The sequence below is a fragment of the Tenacibaculum sp. AHE14PA genome (assembly GCF_019278465.1).
In the GTDB taxonomy this organism is placed as follows: domain Bacteria; phylum Bacteroidota; class Bacteroidia; order Flavobacteriales; family Flavobacteriaceae; genus Polaribacter; species Polaribacter bernardetii.
Window position 1 is genome coordinate 1592693 of sequence record NZ_CP058983.1, and the last position, 22088, is coordinate 1614780.

The window sequence follows — 22088 nt, forward strand, 5'->3', positions numbered from 1 at the left end:
TTATGATGCCTGACTTTAGATGAGGTTATCTGATTAAATGAAAACACCTGAGATCTACTAGATATCCTGATAGATCAACATTCACAAGGAGAAGTAATAGAAAGCTCTATAGAAGCTTAACTCTGATAAAGCAACACGACTTTCTTAAATAACAAAAAGATGAACCTAAGGACTCATCTTTTCGTGTTTTAACTATTTAATAAACTACTAAGAATTATCTTCTACAGTAGCATTTGGTGCATTATTTTTAACAGAAGCTATTCCATTGCATCATTACTTGAATACATTTCACTGGTTCCAATGATTTGTTCGTTGGATGCTTTTAGATTGAACTTTCTTATAAAAAACTAAAAATAGAGTTAAGTTTAATATAGTTTATTAACTTTGTAATATTGCTTATAAAAGAATTATTATGACAAGATTAAAATGTAATTTAGCATCTATTATATTTTTATTATTTACTAGTATTATATGGTCACAGGATTTAACTTGTACTGACTTCAAAACAGGAAAATTCTTTATTCCTATTAACAAAGAATTGAAAAAATATTCTATAAAATCAGGAGATAGTATAGCAGAAAACTCTTTTAAGTTAAAACCAGAGATAAAAAACATTATCATTATTAGAGATAAAGATACTCAAACTGAGTTCCCAAACGGAATTAACGGAGGAAATCCTCAATATGAATTAATCAAATGGATTAATGACTGTTCATACCGTTTAACATACGATTCTTCTAAAATGGATTTAAATACTAATATGAAATGGATAAATAAAAACAATGGAATCTTAGTTTCTAAAATAAAGATAGAAGACAAGTGCATGTCTTATAAAGCCACAATTACCACAACCGAAGGGAAAGAAATTTCACAGAAAGGAATAATTTGCAAAGAATAAATAAAGATTCAATTTTATAAACATGACTGAAAATTTTGACAAGATAATTTTTCCTTTATTCAATATACTAATTGGTTTTATAGGGCTGTTAATAGGGTTAAAAGTATACAAACCTTTTACTAAAGAAAAGCAAGAGCTATATTATAAAAAATACAAATACTTGTTTTTAATTGGAGGAATAATCTTAATAATAAGAGGAGGTCTAAAAATTTACCACCTCCTATTTTAACCTAACAATAGTATCATGTATCTCCTTTAGCTTTTTTTCTGACCAACCGTCAAAATCAGCTATCATTAACAAGATAGATATATCAGAACCTATTTTCTTTATTTCTAATTGTTCTTTATTCACCCCTCTAATATTTCTTTTATTAGTATGCTCAATATCTAAATCTTTAATAAGATAGCTTTCCTTACTTTTTTTAAAAGTATATTTTCTAAAGTAAATATCTATACTTTTTAAATCTTCAAATACTACTATTCTTACTACTCTTTTTTTTGAGAAAATTAAATTGAAAACATACCCTAAAACAAAAATTAAAACTAAGTAAAAAAGATTATCATATTCCCCTTTTAGGGAAAATAAAGCAATTATAAATGCAGCAACTAATACTATATTAGTTATAATATTAGTTGCTTTATTTTTAAATTCTATCATAGTAATACTATTGGTTTTTAGTCTCTTCTGGACGAGCTAAATAAAAAGGAACTGTATTGTCTGAGTTAGTACTGTTTTGATTTACTTTATTCATTGCTGCATCAACAACTCCTTTTGTATCCATAGCTGCATCATAAGCACTACCAGCACTAAGTAAAGTACTATTTCCTTTTAATAAATTAGGAACTTCATCTATAACTGTTTTAATATTCCCTCCAGTTAAAGCACCAGGTATAAACTGTCCTAAAGCATCAATCATTTCAGCATTTTCACTACCATTTTCATAAGCAGCTAAACCTGGGAGTGAACTAGCTTTATGTAGGTTTTCATTACCAGAGTCATTAGAAAAAGCATCCATTATTTGAGTAGCACCTATACTCATTTCACCTAAAGAAAGTGTTAAAGCTGTCCCTCCTCCTAATGCAGCTCCTGCTCCCTCAGTACCTGCAATATAAATAACTGAACCAACAGTACCAAGTGTCCCCATAGTTAGGTTACTAGCCCCGTTCATTGCATTATTAATATTCTTTTGAGTTTGCTTATCCATTGAATCTGATTTAAACATAGAATTGAAAGCATTAACAATACCATCTCCTATATTATTGACAGGAAATGGAACCATTTCTAATCCTTCTAATTCTATCCCCATTCCCATCTTATTTTCTTGGAATGCATAAGTTGAATTATACATATAATCTTCAGCCAATGGGTCTATTTGCCAAAATCTACCAATAGCAGGGTCACTTACTCTATATTTCCATTCATGGGTATTAAGCCCTAAGTCTTCAGTATATTCTTGGTCTTGATACTGTTTGTAGTTGTTTTTAACACCAACTATAGCCCCGTTATAACCTTTGTGCTCAAGTCCAAATGGGTAATAATTTTGTTCTCTTAATATTTCTGTAGCTGGGTCAATCACACCATCATTATTTGTATCACTATAACTTAACCTAGTATTTCTCCAAATATCTTTGTATTGGTATACATACTTGAACCCTTGTGATAAATCACTAGCATTTACAGGTGATACATACCCCTCTGGGTGGTTAAAGAATTGAAGAGTGTTATTCTCATAAATGTAATTTCCCGCGTAATCAGTTGTTGTACCGTTTACTACTTTTTTAAGCTTAACTCCTGTTGCATCGTAGGTGTATTTAATATGTTTACCTCCAATAGTAACTTGTGTAGGTAAGTTTAAATGATTGTAAACAATATTGGTAATTCCCTTACGAGTGTCAGTTTTCATATTTCCATTTACATCATAAGTAAACGAACCTGATGTTGTACCCGATAAACTTTGTAGCTGATTCGTATAAATTCCACTTTTTTGATAATTATAAGTAAAAGTATCATCTGCATCGATTACTCTTTTACGCTGCATATTTCCAATATTACCATTCTTATCATAACCTATTGGAGTTATATTACCAAGACTATACTTACCAGTATTATCAATAGCCTTTGTTATTCTATTTAAAGCATCATACGTGTAAGTATATTGATTACTAATATCATTTCCAGTAGGGTTTAGACTTAAACTATTCCAATTGATTTGACTAATATTTCCATTAAATAAAGCATCTCCACTTGTTGGATCATTATATTTCAAACTAAAATTAAACAAATCATTATCATCTATTCCATCTTGATTGATATTTTTTAACCAACCTCGTACATTATAAGCGTAATCTACTTTTTGTAAACCTTTGCTGTTATCTACAATTTTCAAGTCTTTGATTTTTGCTCCATTACTATACATAGAAATATCCCCCAATAAAGTACCCGTTGATGGAGTTAGAGAAATATAAAAGGTTTTACCATTTTTTTTGTAATGTATTTCTGTTCCGATACGCTCTACTTTAAAAATATCATTGATCTGATAACTCCCAAAATATCCCTTATGAACTTTTGATTCATAAATAGATATAATACCGTTACTACGACAATAAATGGCATACTGAATATTAACATAGCTAGCATTAAGGTTAGAATTAGATAAACCAACCATATGATTTCTATTATTAGTTCCTGCAGTAAATTCTACATATCCATCTGTTTGAAAACTCCCAAACGTTGCCAATCCTACATCCCAACCACTACTAATTACTTTAGTAATTACATCATTACTAATAGAGATTCCAGAAGTTACATCTTTGTATCCATTTTTAGTTCCGTTACCAGTTAATTTAGCTTCTAACTGACCTAATTCATCGTAATTATTTTTTACAAGTCTATTAGATATTTGATTGTTAATTTTTTGAGTTTGACTAATCAATCTATCCATATGATCGTATTCAAAACTATCTACAGTTACAATATCTGCTTTACCTTCTTTTTTATGAGTAGCTTTTGTTTCTAAAACCTTTCCTGTAAAATCATCTTGTTTGCTTTCTAATATATCAACAGTGTTTAAGTACTCGTTTTTAGAATATATATAAATAGGTCGTGCTTTCTCATCGTAATAACTCACGGTAGTTATCCAATTATTTGTATTTAAAACCCTTGTTTTATTTACAGTTACTAAACCTTTGGTATTGGTTGTTGATGTTATACCATAACTTGTAGTTACTGTATTATTTAACCCGACTGGTAAATCTATATAAGTATCGTAATAGTTGATGGTATGTATTTTAGTTACACCATTTGGAATCGCTGTTTTTGTATAATAAATAGTTGCAACTCCATCTGTTTTTATGGCTGATCTAACTTCATACTGAGTATAACTTACTGAATTAGCAGCATTCTGCAATACTACTCGATTATTGTTATTACTCATATAACCTGTATACACAACTCTACCTAATACACCATATTTTGTTATCAACCATTGGTCAGTACTTAAACTAGGTGTGTTTATCTTTCTTTGGTTAGCATCTTGAGTAAGTACAGGTCTATCTAATTTATCATACACAATATATTCCCATCCTTTCCCTGGTATTTTCTTTTCTACCAAACGGTTTCTATGGTCGTATTTATATTGATACCCTAAATCATTTAATTTGCTGTTAATGGCACTTAACGTAACTGTACTAGCATCCATTTTAGGAGGTAACACATAGGTTAAATTACCAAAATCATCATATACATAATACGTGTCATGTTTAACTCCTGCATTATACGTGCGTTTTAAAATTACCTGACCTTGCTTGTTCTTAAACTCTTCGGTGGTATGATTATTTACATCTGAAGTTTGCCAATTTTCATCTTTAGTAATCGTTTTGTATAATTCACCAACTAGATAATTATTCCTACTACCTATTAAGGTTGGAGTATAGGTGTTGTTAGCAAAGGAGGTTGTTACCCCATAGATTTTTACTTCTGTAGCTGTATTGGTTTGATAATCAAGTTTAATTTCATGTGCGCTTCCTAATTTCCAATCTTTCCCTGGAGCAGCTTGTTTCAATACTCTATTAAGTGGCGAATTATCAAATTCTTTTTCTGAATATGCATTAATATTTGGTAAATTAACACCTGCAAAATCATCAGCATGTTTTACTTGATAATAAGACTTCGTTGCTGTTGCTACATCACCTGTTATAATACCTCCATTATTGGTTGCTGTTGCATACGGTAAATATTCTTTTACTTGTCGTCCTAAGCCATCATATTCGTAATGCGTAATAATGTCTTTTGGTGGTGTTTGTGAAGTAATAGCACTTTCTGAATTTATTAATTCATCAATAGTTAAATCACTTCCGTTAACCTGTTGAAATAATGGACTCCAAAAATATTGACGAACTGAAGTATCTGTACAATAGTATAAATAATCTCTCAATCGTGTACTTGTATTATCTAAACGCCATTTAAATTCTGTCCCTCCTAATACTTTGTTTCCATTGATATCATAGACTCCACTTACTCCTGTATTTCCTCCTGTATAATTATATGGATGCACTACACCTACCATCAAATACCAAGTATTTAGCTGTGGTAAATCTCCAGCCCAGAAATAAGGGTTGCCATTAGCCGTACCATTTAAATTATTTACATTTTGAGTTCCATGATAGGTGCTTCCTGCTTGACTTCCTGTACGCTTTACCCAAATTGTATAGCGATAGGTCTTAGTATTATCTATCTCAAAATATTGTGTATTCCAACCTCCATCTGCATTGCTTGTAGCATCTGGTTTACATTCCCATAACAAATCGGTAGCTCCAAAAGGAGTGGTTCCTGAAACTATTTTACTTTCATCTCCAGAAATAGTATTGTAAAAATTGGTTGAGCCTGTATTGTTTAATGTCCAATCTACAGGTAGTTCATTTGCATTGGCTAACACCCCTCCTGCTTGTACAGCAACACTTTGTTTAGCTCTTCCTAAACCATCAAAATATTGTATGGTTGTGTTTACTTTGTCTTTATCGTTTCCTATTATTGGACTTGTAGTAGCTTTTTTATAAATCTTACTTACTACGTAATTCTCGCTGGTTGTTTGAGCAATGACAATCATTGGCAAAAACAGTAATACATATAATAACTTTTTCATAGCGCTTAGTTTTTATAATTGTATTTATTTTCTTTTAAAATATTTTTGTCTTTGTCTTTTACTAAGTGTAAGCGATTAAAATCATCATACTCATAATAAATAGTCTGTCCTCGTGGATCTGTAATACTCGTAATCCCTATTAATGGATCATAAGTGTAAGTCGTTACTTGAGCATCTGGAAGAGATACTCTTAATGATTGTAATGCTGTTCGTAAAGTAGTTTCACTTGCTGTATCTAGATCATTATTTGAGCCTCTTTGTAAGCTAGTAATTGTTTCAACTGGTATATCTAACAATTTTGCATTTTCTATTTTAGCAATTGGCTGTGTCTGATGATACCCCCAGATATAAACAAGATGAGTACCATCTTTTTTGCTTACTTCTGTGGGGTTTCCTTTATCATCATAACTGTGATATACTACGCGGTCTTCTAAGGCATTTGCACCTTTTGAGGTTTGAACTTTACTTGGTAAGTATAAGTTAGCAGGGTTATGATTATCCGTGTATACCGTTTTTTGATGTGATAATAAAATATCATTTTTATAGGTCTTTGTTTCAGAAGGAAGTACACGGAAAGGAATCAATGATTTTTCATATTCATTATTCGTTTTATATGACTTTCCTTTGCTATTGGTCGTTTCTGAACCTGCTAATTGATAATGCTTGTCATAATCATAAAAATAATTTGTAATACTTGTTAAGTTTCCTGAATCAAAATAGTTGGTTTCTTCTGTTTTTGACAAATCTACCGTACCCCCAGTTAAATAATATACCTTATAAGTAGTTTCTCCATGAGTTCCTGTAAATCTGAATAAAGGCATGCGAAATAATGTATTACTTTTTGTGTAAATGTTTTCAACACCAGATAATGAAGTCCCTAATGGAAGAGTATTACTTTCAGGTTTAAAAATAAAGTTTGAAGAGATGAAGCCTGAGCCTAATTTATGTTCTGTTTCATTTCCATATAAATATGTGTTTTCTATTTTTTTTTGTAACTTATATTCGTTTGAATCACTTCTGTAATATTCTATTCTTAAAGGCTTACCTCTTAACCACTCCGTGCTATTTGGTATATGGTAAGGAAACTCATAATATGATCCACCATCATCTGTAAAAGTAAATGAATATTTAATTTTTCCTTTATTATTTTCTTTACTTCCTAAATACTCTTGTACTCGTAAATACCCTATACTATTCCCATTAAATGAACTTAAAGGACTACCAGGCATATTACCCCACCTATATATTTTACCTTCATCATTCTTTGATAAAAAATGAGGAAAACCATTAATACTTCCTGATGAATCATCTTCTATTTTATAAGAATACTCCTTCCCTGTTTCTAGTTCATTATTAGAATTATACTTTTCTATTCTTTTTATTCTTTTTCCTTCGGCATAAATAGGTCCCTTTATCTGTTCTAAATATTCTATTCTTAATTCAAAATCAAAATCTCTATTTTTATGCGGATTGCGTACTCCTGGAATAACCTTAGGGTGTGCCCAAAATGAAAAGGTTCCAGGTAAATTTAAAGTACTTGAATCAAATCGATTACCAGAATAAAACTCTACCAATTTTCCTGTTTCCATCCAGTAAGGATTAATATTATGGTTTCCTTTCATTGAAAAATCAAAAACACAATCAGGATATACAATTGGGTCATTTAAATTTTGAAAATGAAGACAAGTAACTCTGTAACTAGCATAACCTTTTGGTATTATTAAATTATTTAATTCATATTTACCTGATGTTGTATTAAAAATAAAATCCTTTTTTGTAAACTTTAGTATTTTTACCAACTCAGGATTTATCGCTTTCATTAAAATTCCGCTTGATTTTGATGAAAAAAGGCCCCTATTATGCTCATAAATAAGTTTCGTTTTACCCCCTGTTGGGTTAGTTATTTCCTCAAGTATACCTGCTTGAGATTTTATAGTATCAACCTTTCTATTACTGTTATCAAAAAAACTCATTTGAGTTCCATTATTTGCTCCATTATAATTCCCCCAAACATCTTGTGATGTTGAAAAACGACTTGGAAGTATTTGGCTATTATAGCCAAACTTATAACCAGGTAAACTAACTCCCTTAGTATCATATTCAATCACTGATTTTAAAAACATTCTTTTACTAGCTTTAGGATCAATTTGACGGAGATGATTTAACTGATTGGAACTAGTAGGGGCTTCGGTATATATGTAGTTTAGTTTTGTTTCTTTTATTTTATTTTTGTTTAAATCTTCTAATACTACATTATCTAAACAATAACCATCATTTATATCCTCTCTCGGGTTGTTTAATTGGGAAGGGTTAAAAAACAACTTACCTCTATTAAAATGTATTTCTTTTAATTGATTTTCATAATTAATTCTTTTGTTAAAATGTGTTTCTATGCCATTATTATCAACTTCTTCATCATAACCTTTTTGATAATATGAAGATGGGATTGATGAATAATAAAATTTCACATGAGAACCTAAAGGGCTTACAACATCCATTAATTCCCACGAAGTAGGAAAAATATCACTAGTTGATGCACTAAAACTTATACTATTTGTTGTTGATAAATACTTACCATTATTAACTGTTTGACTATATGAAATAGCTGACCTACTTCCGTCTTTCGATATACCATAATAATACTTGACCCCTTTACTATCTGTAACTACAAATCCTGAAACCTTAAAATTTCTTGTTGCATTAGTGTGATTCCATAATGTAACTATATTTATGTCTTTATAGCCTTGTAAAAGTGGACTATTGTTATTATAATCATAGATAAAACTACCATTGCTTCCATTCGCATTAAACAAAAATTTATCTGGATAATGGTCGTATTCTGAGTGATTAGCATATGTATTTCTAACATAATTTCTGGTATCTACATCAGAAAAAAAAGTTTTAAGACTATTAGAATTACTAAAATACCCATGACGGCTTTCATCTGCAGAACCTCTAATCTGTCTTGAAATAGACCCTCCGTAATTTAACGCCCAACCGAGTCCTACTCTCGAGGCCACCTCCTCTACTTTCACACCTCGTGTGTGATAATTTAGAGCAACAGGAATCTCTATATCTCGATCTTTAATAGTGTAAATTGGTATTGTGACATTAGTTGTTCCTGTATAATGACTAACAGGTGTTTCAATAAACTTCGCTAAAGAAACTGCCTCTGGCGAAGGAGGAATAATAGTAGGTAACTCTTGAGCATACCCTAATACAAAGCATAGTATCATTACAATACTTAATAGTAATTTTTTCATAAAATGTAGTAATTAAATTAGCAATTTTTTTCTTTTCGAGAACGAAAATACATTTTATTTATTAGTTTTTAATCACCCCAACGGATGAAACTTATCTATCATATTTTGTAGCTTTTCAATATGGTCTTTCTTGTAGAATTCAGTTGACATAATTCTCTTATGCCCAGCTAAAAACTGTACTCTTCTAACATTATTGTTTTTTAACCAATTTGTAATCACACTAGCTCTAATTTGCTTTAAAGTTGTACTATTCTAGCCTCTTACTTTTCATTTATTATAAATATCGTATCATTTGTTTGTATTATTGTAGGCTATAAATAAGCAGCTGAATAATATGGAAGTTTTTTTTAAAATAATTTTTATTATTGTTTTATTACTGATTTTCTATCAAGATATAAAGGAAAGAAAAGTAACATTTCTTCTCTTTATTTTAGGGATAATTCTTGGTGGATTCGCACACTATATAAACAGTTTAACTCAAGTATTCTTAATCAATATTGTAATCAATATTGTCGTCATAATTATAATTTATTTGATTCTTTTTTTATACACAAAGTTTTTTTTGAATAAAAAATTGCTTGAAACAATCGGTTTAGGAGATTTTTTATTTTTCTTATTACTTGCTGTTAGCTTTCCCTCAATTGCTTTTTTAGTGTTTTTTTCAACTTCACTTATTTTTTCATTATTACTATTTTTAATTTTAAAATCAAGTTTAAAGATAAAAACGCTACCATTAGCTGGTTTACAAGCATTTTTTATAAGTTTAGTGTTAATTCTAAATTGGTTTTTTAATTTTGTCGATATTTATGCACTATAAATGGAAAAGAAAAAATTGCAAGAAACACCTACCGAGATTATTCAATCTATAACTGCTGAGTTAGCTCACAGTTACAGAATAGTTCCTGTAAAGAACACAGATAGTTCATTTACTTTTTTAACAGACAACTCTAATTTTAATTCTTTGCAACAAGAATTAAAAATCATATTAGGTAAGGAAATTTTTCTAGAAGAAGAGAGATCTGAAATTATTGAAGCTTTTTTACAAAAAAACTATCGTAAAAGAGAAAGAACAAACTCGACCACAACGTTACAATATTCGGAAGATTTTTTGTTAAACACCATTCATGAGGCAAAGGAACTAGGTAGTAGTGATATTCATTTTGAAGCTTTTGAAGAGCAAAATAGAGTTCGGTTTCGAATAGATGGTAAATTATTAGAACGTTATATTATTTCAAATAACGAGTACCCGAAAATAATCAACAGAATTAAGATTATGGGTGGTTTAGATATCTCTGAAAAAAGATTACCACAAGATGGACGAATCAATCTTTCTTCGGATAATGAAGATTTTGATATTCGTGTTTCATCTTTGCCCACTTTACACGGAGAAAAATTAGTGCTGCGTATTTTATCTAAAGGTAATTTAACTGCATGTTTAAGTAGCTTAGGTTTTACTGAGACGGAATTAGAAACCTATAAAAAAGCAATAAAAAAACCCAATGGTATTGTCTTAATTTCGGGGCCTACAGGTTCAGGGAAAACCACAACTTTATACGCTACTTTAAAGTTGTTAAATACTAATGACACTAATATACTTACAATTGAAGATCCTATAGAGTATACATTAGAAGGAGTAAATCAAGTGCAACTAAAAGAAAATATCGGTTTAGATTTTGCAAGTACTTTACGTACTTTTTTAAGACAAGACCCAGATATTATAATGGTTGGAGAAATCAGAGATGTAGCTACTGCAAATATGGCTATTAGAGCAGCTTTAACTGGTCATATGGTATTATCAACTATACATACAAACTCTGCTTGGGCAACCATTTCTCGACTTATTGATATGGGAATTCCTCCTTTTTTAATAGCGAGTACTTTAAACATAAGCGTAGCACAACGATTGATTCGAAAACTATGTAACTCTTGTAAAAAAGCGGAAGAAGTATCTAACAATAAGCTGTCAATAGAACACCAAAGACAACATAGAATAAAAAATCATTATGTAGCTACTGGTTGCTCTGAATGTTATCAAACAGGATATAAAGGAAGAAAAGCTATTTATGAGATTATTCCTATAACAAAAGAACTAGTGCTAAACATTCAAGAAAAAGAATTAGACATCTCAGAATACCTTATGAAAAATAAGATTGCTACCTTGCAAAGTAACGCGCTAGGTTTAGTAAAAAACGGAACCACATCTATAGATGAAATATACTCTTTATTAATTTCTTAACATGTCAAAACAACAAAAAACATATCTATTGTTAGCTGGAGTACTAGCTGTTTGGGGAGTAATCGGCTACCAAATATTTAGCCAATTAAGCCCAACAGAAAACATTTTACCCGTAAAGAGTGAAAATTTAAAATATGTTCCTAAACTTAAAATTGAGCAAGAAAAATATTTTGTAAAAGCAAATTACCGAGATCCTTTTTTAGGCAAACTTTACGCTACAAAAAAAAGGAAGGTAAAAAAAATTACTCCTCAAAAGGAAACCATTCCTTTTCCTTCTGTTACTTATAATGGTATTATTGAAGGAGCTCAAAAAAAATCTTACATAATTACTGTTAACGGCAAACAAGAGATCTTGAAAATTAATCAAACTTTCGAGAGTATTACTCTTTTACAAGCCAATAGTAAAGAAGCAAAAATTAAGTTTAAAGGTGTAATTAAAAGAATTTCAATACAATAATGTGGTTTTTAAAAAAAGAAAAAGCAGGAGCATTACAATATGTGTTAGTTATCTCTGTAATTATTGCATTCATTCTTTTTGCGTTTATTTCTTTGATTTACTTACAACAAAAATTACAAATAAAGAATGCATTTTATAAAGAGACTATTCAGAATGTACAATTAGGATTTAATTATATTAGTGATCTTCCTTATGATAAACCAATAGAAACAAGACTTTCAGAAAATGAACTTGAAAAGACTACTTTTTTAAGAAGTTATTGGGGAATCTTTGATATTGTAAGCGTTTCTTCATCAATTAAAAATGAATATTTTCAGAAAATTGGGTTAATAGGGAATCAAAATAATCAAAGAGAGGCTCTATACCTTCAAGATAACAATACTCCTTTAGTCGTTGTAGGTCATGCAAAAATAAAAGGAAATGTATCTTTACCAAAGCAAGGAGTGAAGAGTGGTAATATTTCAGGTAATTCTTATTATGGAAATCAGCTAATTTATGGAAGTCAAAAAACAAGCAACACTTCGTTACCTTCGATAAACAATATAGCATATATAAAGAGTTTATTTAAGCGAAACTACATGAATGATAGTGTTAAGTACTTTCAGTTAGAAAATGGTTTAAAACATACACAATTATTTAGTCAACCAACGGCTATTCATTATACTCAAGATAACATTCATTTATCTGATATAGCATTACAAGGAAACATTATTATACATTCAGAAAACACCATTACGATAGATGCTACTGCAAAACTAGAGGACATTATTTTAATAGCTCCTACTATAAAAATATTAAAAAAAGTAACTGGGAATTTCCAAGCTTTTGCTACTGATATGATTTTGGCAGAAGAGAATTGTAAATTGAATTACCCATCCGCTTTAGTATTGATTCAGAATCAAAAAGCAGAAAAAGAAAATCAGATTAAAATTGGCGAAAACACTAATATAAAAGGAGTAATCGTTTACTATAACGAAAAGGATAGTCCAAACTTTGATTCACAAATTGTCCTTTCAGAAAAAACAATTATTACTGGAGAAGTGTATTGTAATCAAAATTTAGAGTTATTAGGAAGTGTATACGGTTCTATATATACTAATAATTTTATAGCAAAACAGTCAGGAAGTACATATGTGAATCATATTTATAATGGAGCCGTAAATTATCAAAAGTTGCCTGAGCAATATTGTGGGTTATGGATAAATAATACATCTAAAAAAGTAGCAAAATGGTTGTATTAAAAAAGCTACTCCAACAAAAAGTAAAAGCATCTTCTTTAGCCGAGGTTCTTGTGGCTTCTGTACTTATTTTAATAATATTTGGAATTGCTGTTACAGCACTTGATACAACTTTACAGAGTTCCGTTAATAAAGACACGCATCAAGTTGAAACAGAATTATACGAATTACAATATCTATATAAACATGGAAAAATAATATTGCCTTATAATGACGAAACAGATGATTGGCTAATTTCTGTTGGAAAAACAACCGAAGAGAAACAAATCCTGGTTCTTTTCGAAGCAACTCATAAACTATCCAAAAAAATAATCCTTAAAAAAAGTAAAGCACTTGAAGTTAACTAAAAAAATAAATGCTTTTACTTTAAGTGAAATGCTAGTTGTATTGGTTATTTCTAGCATTGTTATAGCATCAGCTTTTTTAATATTAACAATGGTTCAAAAACAATTTCGGATCATACAAGTAAATATGAATCAGAAGCACGAAATAAACTTTTTTGACCGCATACTCTGGCAAGATTTTAATAAATACTCAATTACTTATCAAAAAGAAAAGGATATTTTATTATTAACGAACCCTTTAGATTCAATCACATATTCTTTTTTCAAAGATTATGTAACCAGAGGAAAGGATACTTTATTTGTTCAAGTAGTAAATAAAGAATTATTTTTGAATGGGGAAAAAGTAGCATCAGGAGACATAGATGCTATAAAGATTGAAACGACTCCTTTTTACAGAAATAAAAAGATGTTTATTTACACATCTAAGGATGCAACCTTTTATCTGAATAAATAATGGCTTTTCAATTAGATAACATACAGGAAAATAAAAAGAGCAAAAATGATTCTTTTGATATAAATTCACTTTTAAAAAAGGAAATTAATTTATTTGGCACTTCTTTTTCTAATAAGAAAAAAGAAGCTTTTTATACAGAACTAGCAGTTTTATTACAAGCTGGATTAGAATTAAAAGACACCTTAGAATTAATAGGTGTTGAACAAAAAAAAGAAGTCGATAAAGAGCTTTTTAAAAATATTGTAAACGAGCTTATTTCTGGTAAAAATTTATCTGATGCCATTCATTTACAAAAATGTTTTTCTGAGTATGAATATTACTCAATCCAAATAGGTGAAAAAACAGGAACACTTCAAAAAGTAACAGAAGAGTTAGGATTATTTTTTAGACGGAAAAATGAACAACGAAGAACACTTTTAAACGCACTTTCATACCCAATAGTGGTATTGTGTACTGCCTTTTTAGCAATCCTTTTTATGTTGCAATTTGTAGTACCAATGTTTGCTGATATTTTTAAACAGAATAAAGTAGAATTACCTTGGCTTACACAACAGATTATTAATTTTTCTGATGGTTTTGCTAACTATTATTGGGTAGGCGGTTTAATTATTATTTCTATTATCTTTTTTATAAAATATTTTAAAAGAAAAACTTGGTATAGAAAATTATTCTCAACAATATTATTAAAGATTCCTTTTGTTGGAGACTTTGTTCGAAAAGTACGAATAGCTCAATTTACACAAGCAATTTCACTATTAGTAAGTGCTAAAGTTCCTCTCTTAAATGGGATTCAATTGACAAGAAAAATGATTGACTTTTACCCCTTACAAATTTCTTTGGCGCAAATAGAGAACGACATTTTATTAGGTAAAAGTCTACATAAAAGTATTGTGAGCCAATCTTTTTTTGATAGAAAAATGGCTTCTTTAATTAGAGTCGCTGAAGAAACCAATCAAACAGAAACTATATTTAATCGTTTAACTTATCAATACAATCAAGAAATAGAATATAAATCTAAAATGATTAGTGCAACTATAGAACCTATTATTATACTGCTCTTAGGATGTGTTGTTGCTGTTATTTTAATAGCAATGTATTTACCGATGTTTCAATTGAGTACTGTTATTAGTTAATCATTCTTCGTTTTTTGTAAAAAAACAGTAGCAGTTAAATAGTTTCGATTTGTTTTGTAGTTTTTTTTCTTCTCAAAATTTATTGAAATTAACTCTCCCAATTGCTGATGTTCTAAGTAATTTATTAATTTTAAAAGGCTAACGAAATCACCTTTTAATTCAAAAGAATACGTTTCTATTGTCGTTTGATTATTTTCAACTTTATGAGGCAGATCAAAAGCTATTATAGTAATGTTTTTTCCTTTTGAAAATTTAGTGATTTTTTCTAATAATATTTGTTGAAATGAACTTTCAATAGAAACATTATTAGAGGTTAAAAAAGTAGCTAAATTATTATTTTTCTGATGTAAATACTGAATTTTAGTTGCTGCATTGTCTACTAAGTTTTTTTCTTTTAAAAGAGCTACATTTCTTTTTTTTACTTCTATTGTCTGTTTAATTGCAAAATGATAAGATATAAAGATACTCACTAAAAAACCTACTAATAACCCAATGTTTTTTTGCTTATTATTCATGGTTTGTGTGAATTAAAATTTCAAAAGAAGTTGTCTTTTTTTCTTTTCCAAACTGAATGATAATCACATTATCTACCCATTCTTTCTTTTTCAAAGAACTTATAAAAGTTGTAAAATCTTCATTATTATTTACAATTCCTTTTACCTGTAATTGATTTTTAGAGATAACTATCTGCTTATCCTTTTCTATTCTTGTGGTTAAAGGTTGATATTTTATATCTGTTAAAGTAATTGAATTTGGAATTAACATTACTAATTCATCAAGATATAACGAAACTTTAGACTGAGAAACTGAATTTAAATTGGCAATTACTTTTTCTTTTTGATCAATTTGTGCCTGAAGCTTCACTAATTGGCTCTTATAGCTTTCATTTAATTGAACCTCTGCTATTAGCCCATTATTTTGTGTATGGTAATAATTAAAGAAAAGAAAATTTAGTAGTAGTGCTAAAAACAGAAAAAAAAGCCCTGTTTTTAAACCCAAAGAAAACAATTGCTTTTGAAAATAGTTATCTCTTAGTTCCTTCGTTTTTTTACTTAAACCTAATTGATTGTTTTTTTGTAGATAATAAGTAAGTACGCCTCCTAGTGGTAATAACTCTCTATTTGTTACTTCAAGATCGTTTATGGTGTAAGTAAAAACGGGATTATCAATTGTTTTCTCTATGCCTTTTAATTGATTGTCTTCAATTTTTAATTTCGAATTTGATGTTTGTATTTCTTTATTATCAACAAAAGAAAGTAAATTCTGTATTGCTAAATTACCTAAAGAAAACCCTACAACAGAAACTTGATGCTCCTTGTAGCTATTAATTAAAGTATCGATGTATTGTTTTCTGCAAACACAAACAAATGAAGTTGTATCAGTTGAGTAAACCTCATAGTAAAAATCTTTTAAAACAATATTTGGAAATGCTTTTTTTACAATACGCTCAGAAGAATCATCAGTAAAGGTAATTTCTTTTGAAAGTACTTGATCATTATTTATAATTAAAAATATATGCTGCTGATTCTTAAAAGATGAAAGAAGTTTATTAAAATCAGAAAAAATACTCCTGTCTTTTATAATTAATTCTTTTCTCTTTTTAATTAACTGTAAAAGAGAAAAAACTTCTTTACTATTATCTGTATTCTGCTCAATAGCTGTATACGTTAGCCCATATGTTATTCTTGTTTTTAACATTAACGGATAATCGTAGGTTTAATTAATACTGATAATTTTGTTTTAGAATTTGTTCTTGTTTTTTTACTAAACAACCATTTAATTACAGGTATTCTTGCTAGTAAAGGAACTCCAGAACCAGAATCATTCTTTACGTTTTCTTCTAGCCCTCCTAAAATAATAACATCCTGGTCTTGAACTCGAATCGTAGAAGTAAATTCTCTAGAATTCATTCCAATAGGTGCGCTAGCATCAATCTTCTTTCCATTAAAACTCGATTGATTTACGTTAATACTTAATGTTATCTGTTCGCTTCCTGACACCATTGGACGAATACTTATTGATAAATCAGCATCAATAGGTACATAATCATTCGTTATAACAGTTTGTGGATTTTGTGTGCCAATTACATCTGTTCTTTCTATTTTGTAATATGAACGTTCTCCGTTTGATAGAGTTGCTTGATGACCACTCAAAGTTGATAATTTAGGTGTTGATCTAATTTTAATATCACCATTGGTTTCCATTAACTGAATTTTAGCGAAAAAGTTAGGCACAACCTTTCCTGCATTTACAGGTCCCATACCATTGAATCCACCAATAATCTTATTTATAGTCGTGGCTCCTAAAGTTACATTTGCTGAAGGAAATAAAGAACCAATATCTTTTGTAGGTTCTTTACCAAGCCCTAAATCAATTCCAGCATTAACAGTTGCGTTTTTACTTATTTCTAAAATCATTACTTCTATTAAAATAAAAGGTATTTTTTTATCTATCTTACTAATAAATTTTTTAAATTTTTCTATCTTTTGAGCTTCTCCACTTACAATAAAAGAATTAAGTTCAATATCTGTTATAATTTCTAAATCCTTTTTAACATCTTCAGGTAGTATATTAACTAATGCTTCAGATTTTGAGCTATAATTCCCAAATGATTGATTATTCCTTGTATCTAATCTTTGTTGCTGACTACTAAAGTTATTTTGTTGATTACTATTATTAAAGTTTTGATTAGTATTGTTGCGGCTAGTATTGTAATTACTCCCTGAATTATTATTTGAATTAAAATTTCTTTGATTTCTACCACCGATTGGTTGGTTCATAATTTCAATAGAACGATACATTAAAGGAATTACAACCGAACTTCTTAAAGAAGCTTGTTTTTCTTTCCCAAAGTAATAAACACCATCTTTTTTCTTATAGGTAAAAGGAGAATCTTCTAAGATTTTAGTTAGCAAATCGTCGTATGAAATAGATGAAGCTTTTACAGATGCTGTTCCGATATTGTTTAATGGTGCATTAGTAAATACATTTATTTTTAAATCATACCCAATATCTCTAATGATAGATGATATTTGTGTGTTCTCAAAATCAACCTCTAACTCTTGAGTATCCATATCAAGAACCTTGAAAAAGAAATTTTTATTTTTATATCGTTTTGGTCTTTGTGAAGGTCTTTGCTTACTAGATGTTGTTGTTAATTGATTGTCATCACTTTCAAACAAGTAATAATCATCACTAGTTTTAGTAATTAACAAGTTGTTAGAGAAAGCCAATTTATCCATAGCGCTTTCAAAAGATTTTTCTTTTATATATCCTGATATTTTTTTATTCTCTAACCCAGGAGAAAAAACTAAATTCTTACCCGTTATATTTGTTATTTTTTTAAAAACTACAGATAAAGTATCCTTTTTTAGATCAATAAAAAACAAATCTTTATCTAAATTATAAGTGATAGGAATTTCTTTTAGTAAACTCTTTTTTTCTAATTGAGGGACGTATTTTTTTAAAGAAATAATATTCCCTGTGATATCAAACGTAAGTTTGTACTCTTTACATAAGTATAAAAGAATGTCTTTTACATTTGCATTCGAAAAATTATGAGACAAAGTGATGTTTTCAAGCTTAGTATCAACACTTAAATTTACTTTTTTTGCTTTTCCAACTGCTCTTATAAAAACAGGTAATTCCGTCTCACTAACATTAAAATCAACTGTCTGTGTTAATCCTTTTATAGAAGATTCCATACTATCTAAAACCTGTTCCAGTTTTTGGATTCGTTGCTTTTCTTTAAATGTTATTTCTTGAGAAAAGCTTTTTATTGTTCCTAGCAGTAAAAAAATAGTTATTACTGCTTTATATCTTTTTAGCATTTTTATTTATTTAACTGTAAAAATATTAGTTGAATACGATGTTTCATACTCACTATTTTTGGCTTTCACTCTCCATTCATATTCCCCTATAACCAACTCTTTTTTGAAAATTATTTTATCAGTAATAGTGTCCGATAGAATTTGCGTTGGAGTTTCAAAATTAGGTGTTGCTATTTGTAATTGATAAACATCAGCGTCTTCTATAATATTCCAATTAAAATTCACTTCTCCAGTCGGTACTTCTACTTTATCAGAAGGGGAAATTAAAATTACAGTTTTATTAGATATATTTTCAATAAAAACAGCTTCACAAGAAGTTATTATTAAAAGAAGAACAGTTATTAATAGTAATGATTTTTTCATTTTTAAAATTTAAAACTACTTTTAGTTAATTGTTTCTCTAATTCTTCAGGGTTTCTTTTAGTCGCACTACTACAATTTTGGTCTTCGTTTAAAATAGTTGCTATTTTCATCTTTCTTTTTGATGTTGTTCTCCAACAAAATGATGATAATTCATATCCAAATATTAATTGTTTTGACATATCAATATTTCCAATTTCTTTTTCGTTTTTATAAACAAGTAATCGTTGTTTGGTCTGTTTGTCTGTTTTTAAATAAACCGCATCTGACTTTTTTAAAAGGCTTAAACAATTTTCAGTTGGAATAAACCACAATGAATTAACTAATGATGCATTAGGAGCTTTTTTTAAATAGTTAAAAACTTCAACATTTGAATTGTTTAAAGCACTTACAACAGCAACCTTATTTTCAATTTGAAGAGTGATAAAAGATGATTTTAAAACAAGACTATCTTTTGAATTGTTTCTTCCTTTTGTTGATTCTTTATACTTTTTATATATTCGTTCAGTAAATAGTTTTTCAGAAACACCTACTTTTATATTATTTCCATATTTGGGATTCCCAAAAGTTTCAAAAGTAGTTTTTCGAATTGATTTTTGTTTTTCTCCAATAACTCCTAATTCTATTTTAGAATCCGTAGTATAAAAATTGTTTTTCTGAGGTAAAACTCCACAAGAAGTATATAACACACATAAAAAAAGTGTGATAATGAATAGCAATTTTCTCATTTTTAATAGCAATATTTTTATTGAGTAAAAAATTAGTGGTAAAAGTAACAATTATTTTTACTTTTGGCATTTAAAGCTCTGAAAACGATGATTAAAAAAGAAAAAATATTATTAAAAAAGGTAAATGCCTTTAACCTTCAAGAATTATTAGTGGTATTAATGATTATTGGTATCTTAATTTTGCTTGCTTTGCCTAAATTAATGCCACTTATATCGAAAGCAAAAAGTATTGAGGCGCAAGGAAACCTTACTCAATTATATAATATGCAGAGAAGTTATTTCTTTATGCACTCTAAATATTCTAATGATTTAAATACAATTGATTTTATAGCGCCTAAGACAGTCAACGAAGGTGGACGCTCTAATTACTCTTATGAAATAATTGAAGCAACTAGTGGTTCGTTTAAAGCTAAAGCAACAGCTATTACCGACTTTGATGGCAACGGTATATTCAATGTTTGGCAAATTGACCAAGATCAGAATTTAAAGGAATTGGTTAAAGATTAATATATTAAAACCTGTTTTTTGTTCTACTTTATTAAAAAGACATCATTACAAAGGTTTTTATTTCCCCTATTTATTCCCCTAAAAAATAAAAACCACTATAAATACAGGGATTTATAGTGGTTTTAAAAGTTTCTATCGGACACTAAACATCTTTTAATCTACACAGATACTAATTATCTTCTGCCCATATTTTTGCCAATTGCACTCCATAATCAATAGGCTTCTTCCCTATATAACTTAAAAACATTTTTTCAGTTCCATGAGCTGTAATATTCATCAACAATGGTGTTGGATATTTTTTCTGTGCATAAAAATTCGTCGCAAAAGACCTTCTACAAATATGAGAAGATACTAATTTATATTTAGGGTATTTACCTATTTCTAATCTCTCTGTCTCTTCGTTTCTAAGCTTACCCTCTGTTAGATATGTTAATTTAGCTTGCTTGCAGACTGTTTTAAGATATTTGTTAAACAAAGCTGAGTTACTACTCTCATTTTCACTAAAAGTAGAAGGAAAGTTACCCCCTAGAGAATCTAAAATAACTTTAACTTCCTCATGTATTGGTACTTGAACTATTTTTCCTGTTTTCTTCTGAGTTAATACTATAAAATTAAATCCATGATGTTCTTCTATCATGGATTTATTCATCCTCATTAAATCAGATACTCTTTGCCCTGTAAAGCATCCTATTATTAACCAATTTTTAGTTACTTCTAAATACTTATCTTCAAATTTTGTTTCCTGTATTTGCTTTATTTCTTTGAAAGACAATGTTATCTTATAGGACCTAGAAGTAAACCCTTTAAAATGTATTAACTGTGGGCTAACTTCTATATTGTTTTTTTGAGCATCAGTACAAATAGTTTTCACTTCTTTTAAGTATCTCCCTATTGTTCCTTCAGACAATTTTTCTTCTTCATCTAAAAAATCTATAAATTGTTCTCTAAATTTTAAATCAACATCTTTAACCTTCAACTTTCTTTTCACTTTTGCTTGAAACCTAACTAACTTATTAAGAATTGTTATTCTTTTCTTTATAGTAGCTTCAGACACTCCTTTATTACCATTAGCACTATACTTAAGACTATCAATGTACTTTTTAGTATAATCAATCAAGCAATTAAGCTCTTTGCTATCTGATTTACCTAGACATTTAGCAATTGAATCTTTAAGCCAAACAGAAGTAATATCTATTCCATCCGTATTACTGTTATTAAGTTCCTTTTCTATGAATACCTCAATATTTTTAAGGTCAACTTTCAAGTTCTTATTAAATGGATTATTCGTTTTCGGAAAGCCTGTTGATTTACTCCAATCTTTATAATCTATTGAGTAACCTGTTTTCCTTTTATAAGAAATAGTTTTACTTAAAGACAATCTTAAATAAATTTGAGAATTAGAAGTTTTACCTTGCAAAATAAACTTAATCCTAGCCATATTCTTTTTTACAAAGATAAAAATTTTTAGTCAGCATTTAGTCAGCCTTTCTTATATGCCA

At 28.9% G+C, this 22088-nt stretch carries 18 protein-coding genes and 1 pseudogene; 9 read left to right on the forward strand and 10 right to left on the reverse strand.

The features are described 5' to 3' along the window. Positions 1–207 precede the first annotated feature (207 nt). Positions 208–332 (reverse strand): annotated as a pseudogene (locus H0I30_RS07380) (YegP family protein); the annotation flags it as partial. Between the two features lie 80 nt (positions 333–412). Here H0I30_RS07380 and H0I30_RS07385 point away from each other — a divergent pair. Continuing rightward, entirely contained in the window at positions 413–898 is a 486-nt protein-coding gene (locus H0I30_RS07385; protein ID WP_218771231.1) for a hypothetical protein, read from the forward strand. Between the two features lie 220 nt (positions 899–1118). Here H0I30_RS07385 and H0I30_RS07390 read toward each other — a convergent pair whose 3' ends face one another. The 3 genes from H0I30_RS07390 to H0I30_RS07400 are packed head-to-tail and all read right to left on the reverse strand — an operon-like array spanning position 1119 to position 9302. Continuing rightward, positions 1119–1556: a hypothetical protein gene (locus tag H0I30_RS07390; RefSeq protein ID WP_218771232.1), complete on the reverse strand. Its 438-nt coding sequence runs from the start codon at positions 1554–1556 to the stop codon at positions 1119–1121. Between the two features lie 7 nt (positions 1557–1563). Continuing rightward, positions 1564–6039 carry a DUF6443 domain-containing protein gene (locus H0I30_RS07395; protein WP_218771233.1) on the reverse strand — a complete coding sequence of 1492 codons (4476 nt, stop codon included), beginning with the start codon at positions 6037–6039 and terminating at the stop codon, positions 1564–1566. 5 nt (positions 6040–6044) lie between these two features. After that, the gene (locus H0I30_RS07400) at positions 6045–9302 is read right to left on the reverse strand and encodes a hypothetical protein (protein ID WP_218771234.1); all 3258 of its coding nucleotides are present in this window, start codon (positions 9300–9302) and stop codon (positions 6045–6047) included. A 334-nt stretch (positions 9303–9636) separates the two neighbouring features. Here H0I30_RS07400 and H0I30_RS07405 point away from each other — a divergent pair, with 334 nt between their 5' ends. From H0I30_RS07405 to H0I30_RS07435, 7 genes are read left to right on the forward strand one after another with little or no spacing between them, the layout of a single operon-like run. Then, positions 9637–10119, forward strand: a complete 483-nt coding sequence (locus H0I30_RS07405; protein WP_218771235.1) for a hypothetical protein — start codon at positions 9637–9639, stop codon at positions 10117–10119. Beyond that, entirely contained in the window at positions 10120–11538 is a 1419-nt protein-coding gene (locus tag H0I30_RS07410) for a GspE/PulE family protein (RefSeq protein ID WP_218771236.1), read from the forward strand. 1 nt (position 11539) lies between these two features. After that, positions 11540–11995, forward strand: coding sequence for a hypothetical protein (locus H0I30_RS07415; RefSeq protein ID WP_218771237.1), 456 nt, complete (start codon positions 11540–11542; stop codon positions 11993–11995). Then, complete coding sequence (locus H0I30_RS07420; protein ID WP_218771238.1) at positions 11995–13236, forward strand: hypothetical protein; 1242 nt, start codon at positions 11995–11997, stop codon at positions 13234–13236. The genes H0I30_RS07415 and H0I30_RS07420 overlap by 1 nt, the downstream gene beginning before the upstream one ends. Beyond that, positions 13224–13580 carry a hypothetical protein gene (locus H0I30_RS07425; RefSeq protein WP_218771239.1) on the forward strand — a complete coding sequence of 119 codons (357 nt, stop codon included), beginning with the start codon at positions 13224–13226 and terminating at the stop codon, positions 13578–13580. Before H0I30_RS07420 ends, H0I30_RS07425 begins: the two co-directional genes overlap by 13 nt. After that, positions 13567–14031: a type II secretion system protein J gene (locus H0I30_RS07430; RefSeq protein WP_218771240.1), complete on the forward strand. Its 465-nt coding sequence runs from the start codon at positions 13567–13569 to the stop codon at positions 14029–14031. The genes H0I30_RS07425 and H0I30_RS07430 overlap by 14 nt, the downstream gene beginning before the upstream one ends. Then, positions 14031–15164 (forward strand): type II secretion system F family protein, encoded by a 1134-nt coding sequence (locus H0I30_RS07435; protein WP_218771241.1) that lies wholly within the window; start codon positions 14031–14033, stop codon positions 15162–15164. The genes H0I30_RS07430 and H0I30_RS07435 overlap by 1 nt, the downstream gene beginning before the upstream one ends. On the opposite strand, the gene H0I30_RS07440 is transcribed toward H0I30_RS07435, so the two are convergent. The 5 genes from H0I30_RS07440 to H0I30_RS07460 are packed head-to-tail and all read right to left on the reverse strand — an operon-like array spanning position 15161 to position 20082. Continuing rightward, complete coding sequence (locus H0I30_RS07440) at positions 15161–15679, reverse strand: hypothetical protein (protein ID WP_218771242.1); 519 nt, start codon at positions 15677–15679, stop codon at positions 15161–15163. The two genes, H0I30_RS07435 and H0I30_RS07440, sit on opposite strands and share 4 nt — an antisense overlap. Then, positions 15672–16862 carry a PilN domain-containing protein gene (locus H0I30_RS07445; protein WP_218771243.1) on the reverse strand — a complete coding sequence of 397 codons (1191 nt, stop codon included), beginning with the start codon at positions 16860–16862 and terminating at the stop codon, positions 15672–15674. Before H0I30_RS07445 ends, H0I30_RS07440 begins: the two co-directional genes overlap by 8 nt. Beyond that, complete coding sequence (locus tag H0I30_RS07450; RefSeq protein ID WP_218771244.1) at positions 16862–18994, reverse strand: type II secretion system protein GspD; 2133 nt, start codon at positions 18992–18994, stop codon at positions 16862–16864. The genes H0I30_RS07445 and H0I30_RS07450 overlap by 1 nt, the downstream gene beginning before the upstream one ends. Before the next feature lie 6 nt (positions 18995–19000). Continuing rightward, positions 19001–19357 (reverse strand): hypothetical protein, encoded by a 357-nt coding sequence (locus H0I30_RS07455; RefSeq protein WP_218771245.1) that lies wholly within the window; start codon positions 19355–19357, stop codon positions 19001–19003. A gap of 2 nt (positions 19358–19359) precedes the next feature. Further along, complete coding sequence (locus tag H0I30_RS07460; RefSeq protein ID WP_218771246.1) at positions 19360–20082, reverse strand: hypothetical protein; 723 nt, start codon at positions 20080–20082, stop codon at positions 19360–19362. A gap of 87 nt (positions 20083–20169) precedes the next feature. Here H0I30_RS07460 and H0I30_RS07465 point away from each other — a divergent pair, with 87 nt between their 5' ends. Next, a complete protein-coding gene (locus H0I30_RS07465) occupies positions 20170–20589 on the forward strand; it encodes a prepilin-type N-terminal cleavage/methylation domain-containing protein (protein WP_218771247.1) in 420 nt (139 codons plus the stop codon). 169 nt (positions 20590–20758) lie between these two features. On the opposite strand, the gene H0I30_RS07470 is transcribed toward H0I30_RS07465, so the two are convergent. Next, positions 20759–22027, reverse strand: coding sequence for a phage integrase SAM-like domain-containing protein (locus tag H0I30_RS07470; RefSeq protein WP_218771248.1), 1269 nt, complete (start codon positions 22025–22027; stop codon positions 20759–20761). Between the last annotated feature and the right edge of the window lie 61 nt (positions 22028–22088).

What these genes read in the sequence shown, in the direction of transcription:
- H0I30_RS07420 (WP_218771238.1), top strand. Translation starts at nt 11,995, where the DNA reads ATGTGGTTTTTAAAAAAAGAAAAAGCAGGAGCATTACAATATGTGTTA.
- H0I30_RS07460 (WP_218771246.1), bottom strand. Translation starts at nt 20,082, where the DNA reads ATGAGAAAATTGCTATTCATTATCACACTTTTTTTATGTGTGTTATAT.
- H0I30_RS07400 (WP_218771234.1), bottom strand. Translation starts at nt 9,302, where the DNA reads ATGAAAAAATTACTATTAAGTATTGTAATGATACTATGCTTTGTATTA.
- H0I30_RS07465 (WP_218771247.1), top strand. Translation starts at nt 20,170, where the DNA reads ATGATTAAAAAAGAAAAAATATTATTAAAAAAGGTAAATGCCTTTAAC.
- H0I30_RS07450 (WP_218771244.1), bottom strand. Translation starts at nt 18,994, where the DNA reads ATGCTAAAAAGATATAAAGCAGTAATAACTATTTTTTTACTGCTAGGA.
- H0I30_RS07445 (WP_218771243.1), bottom strand. Translation starts at nt 16,862, where the DNA reads ATGTTAAAAACAAGAATAACATATGGGCTAACGTATACAGCTATTGAG.
- H0I30_RS07435 (WP_218771241.1), top strand. Translation starts at nt 14,031, where the DNA reads ATGGCTTTTCAATTAGATAACATACAGGAAAATAAAAAGAGCAAAAAT.
- H0I30_RS07395 (WP_218771233.1), bottom strand. Translation starts at nt 6,039, where the DNA reads ATGAAAAAGTTATTATATGTATTACTGTTTTTGCCAATGATTGTCATT.
- H0I30_RS07415 (WP_218771237.1), top strand. Translation starts at nt 11,540, where the DNA reads ATGTCAAAACAACAAAAAACATATCTATTGTTAGCTGGAGTACTAGCT.
- H0I30_RS07425 (WP_218771239.1), top strand. Translation starts at nt 13,224, where the DNA reads ATGGTTGTATTAAAAAAGCTACTCCAACAAAAAGTAAAAGCATCTTCT.
- H0I30_RS07385 (WP_218771231.1), top strand. Translation starts at nt 413, where the DNA reads ATGACAAGATTAAAATGTAATTTAGCATCTATTATATTTTTATTATTT.
- H0I30_RS07440 (WP_218771242.1), bottom strand. Translation starts at nt 15,679, where the DNA reads ATGAATAATAAGCAAAAAAACATTGGGTTATTAGTAGGTTTTTTAGTG.
- H0I30_RS07390 (WP_218771232.1), bottom strand. Translation starts at nt 1,556, where the DNA reads ATGATAGAATTTAAAAATAAAGCAACTAATATTATAACTAATATAGTA.
- H0I30_RS07455 (WP_218771245.1), bottom strand. Translation starts at nt 19,357, where the DNA reads ATGAAAAAATCATTACTATTAATAACTGTTCTTCTTTTAATAATAACT.
- H0I30_RS07405 (WP_218771235.1), top strand. Translation starts at nt 9,637, where the DNA reads ATGGAAGTTTTTTTTAAAATAATTTTTATTATTGTTTTATTACTGATT.
- H0I30_RS07470 (WP_218771248.1), bottom strand. Translation starts at nt 22,027, where the DNA reads ATGGCTAGGATTAAGTTTATTTTGCAAGGTAAAACTTCTAATTCTCAA.
- H0I30_RS07410 (WP_218771236.1), top strand. Translation starts at nt 10,120, where the DNA reads ATGGAAAAGAAAAAATTGCAAGAAACACCTACCGAGATTATTCAATCT.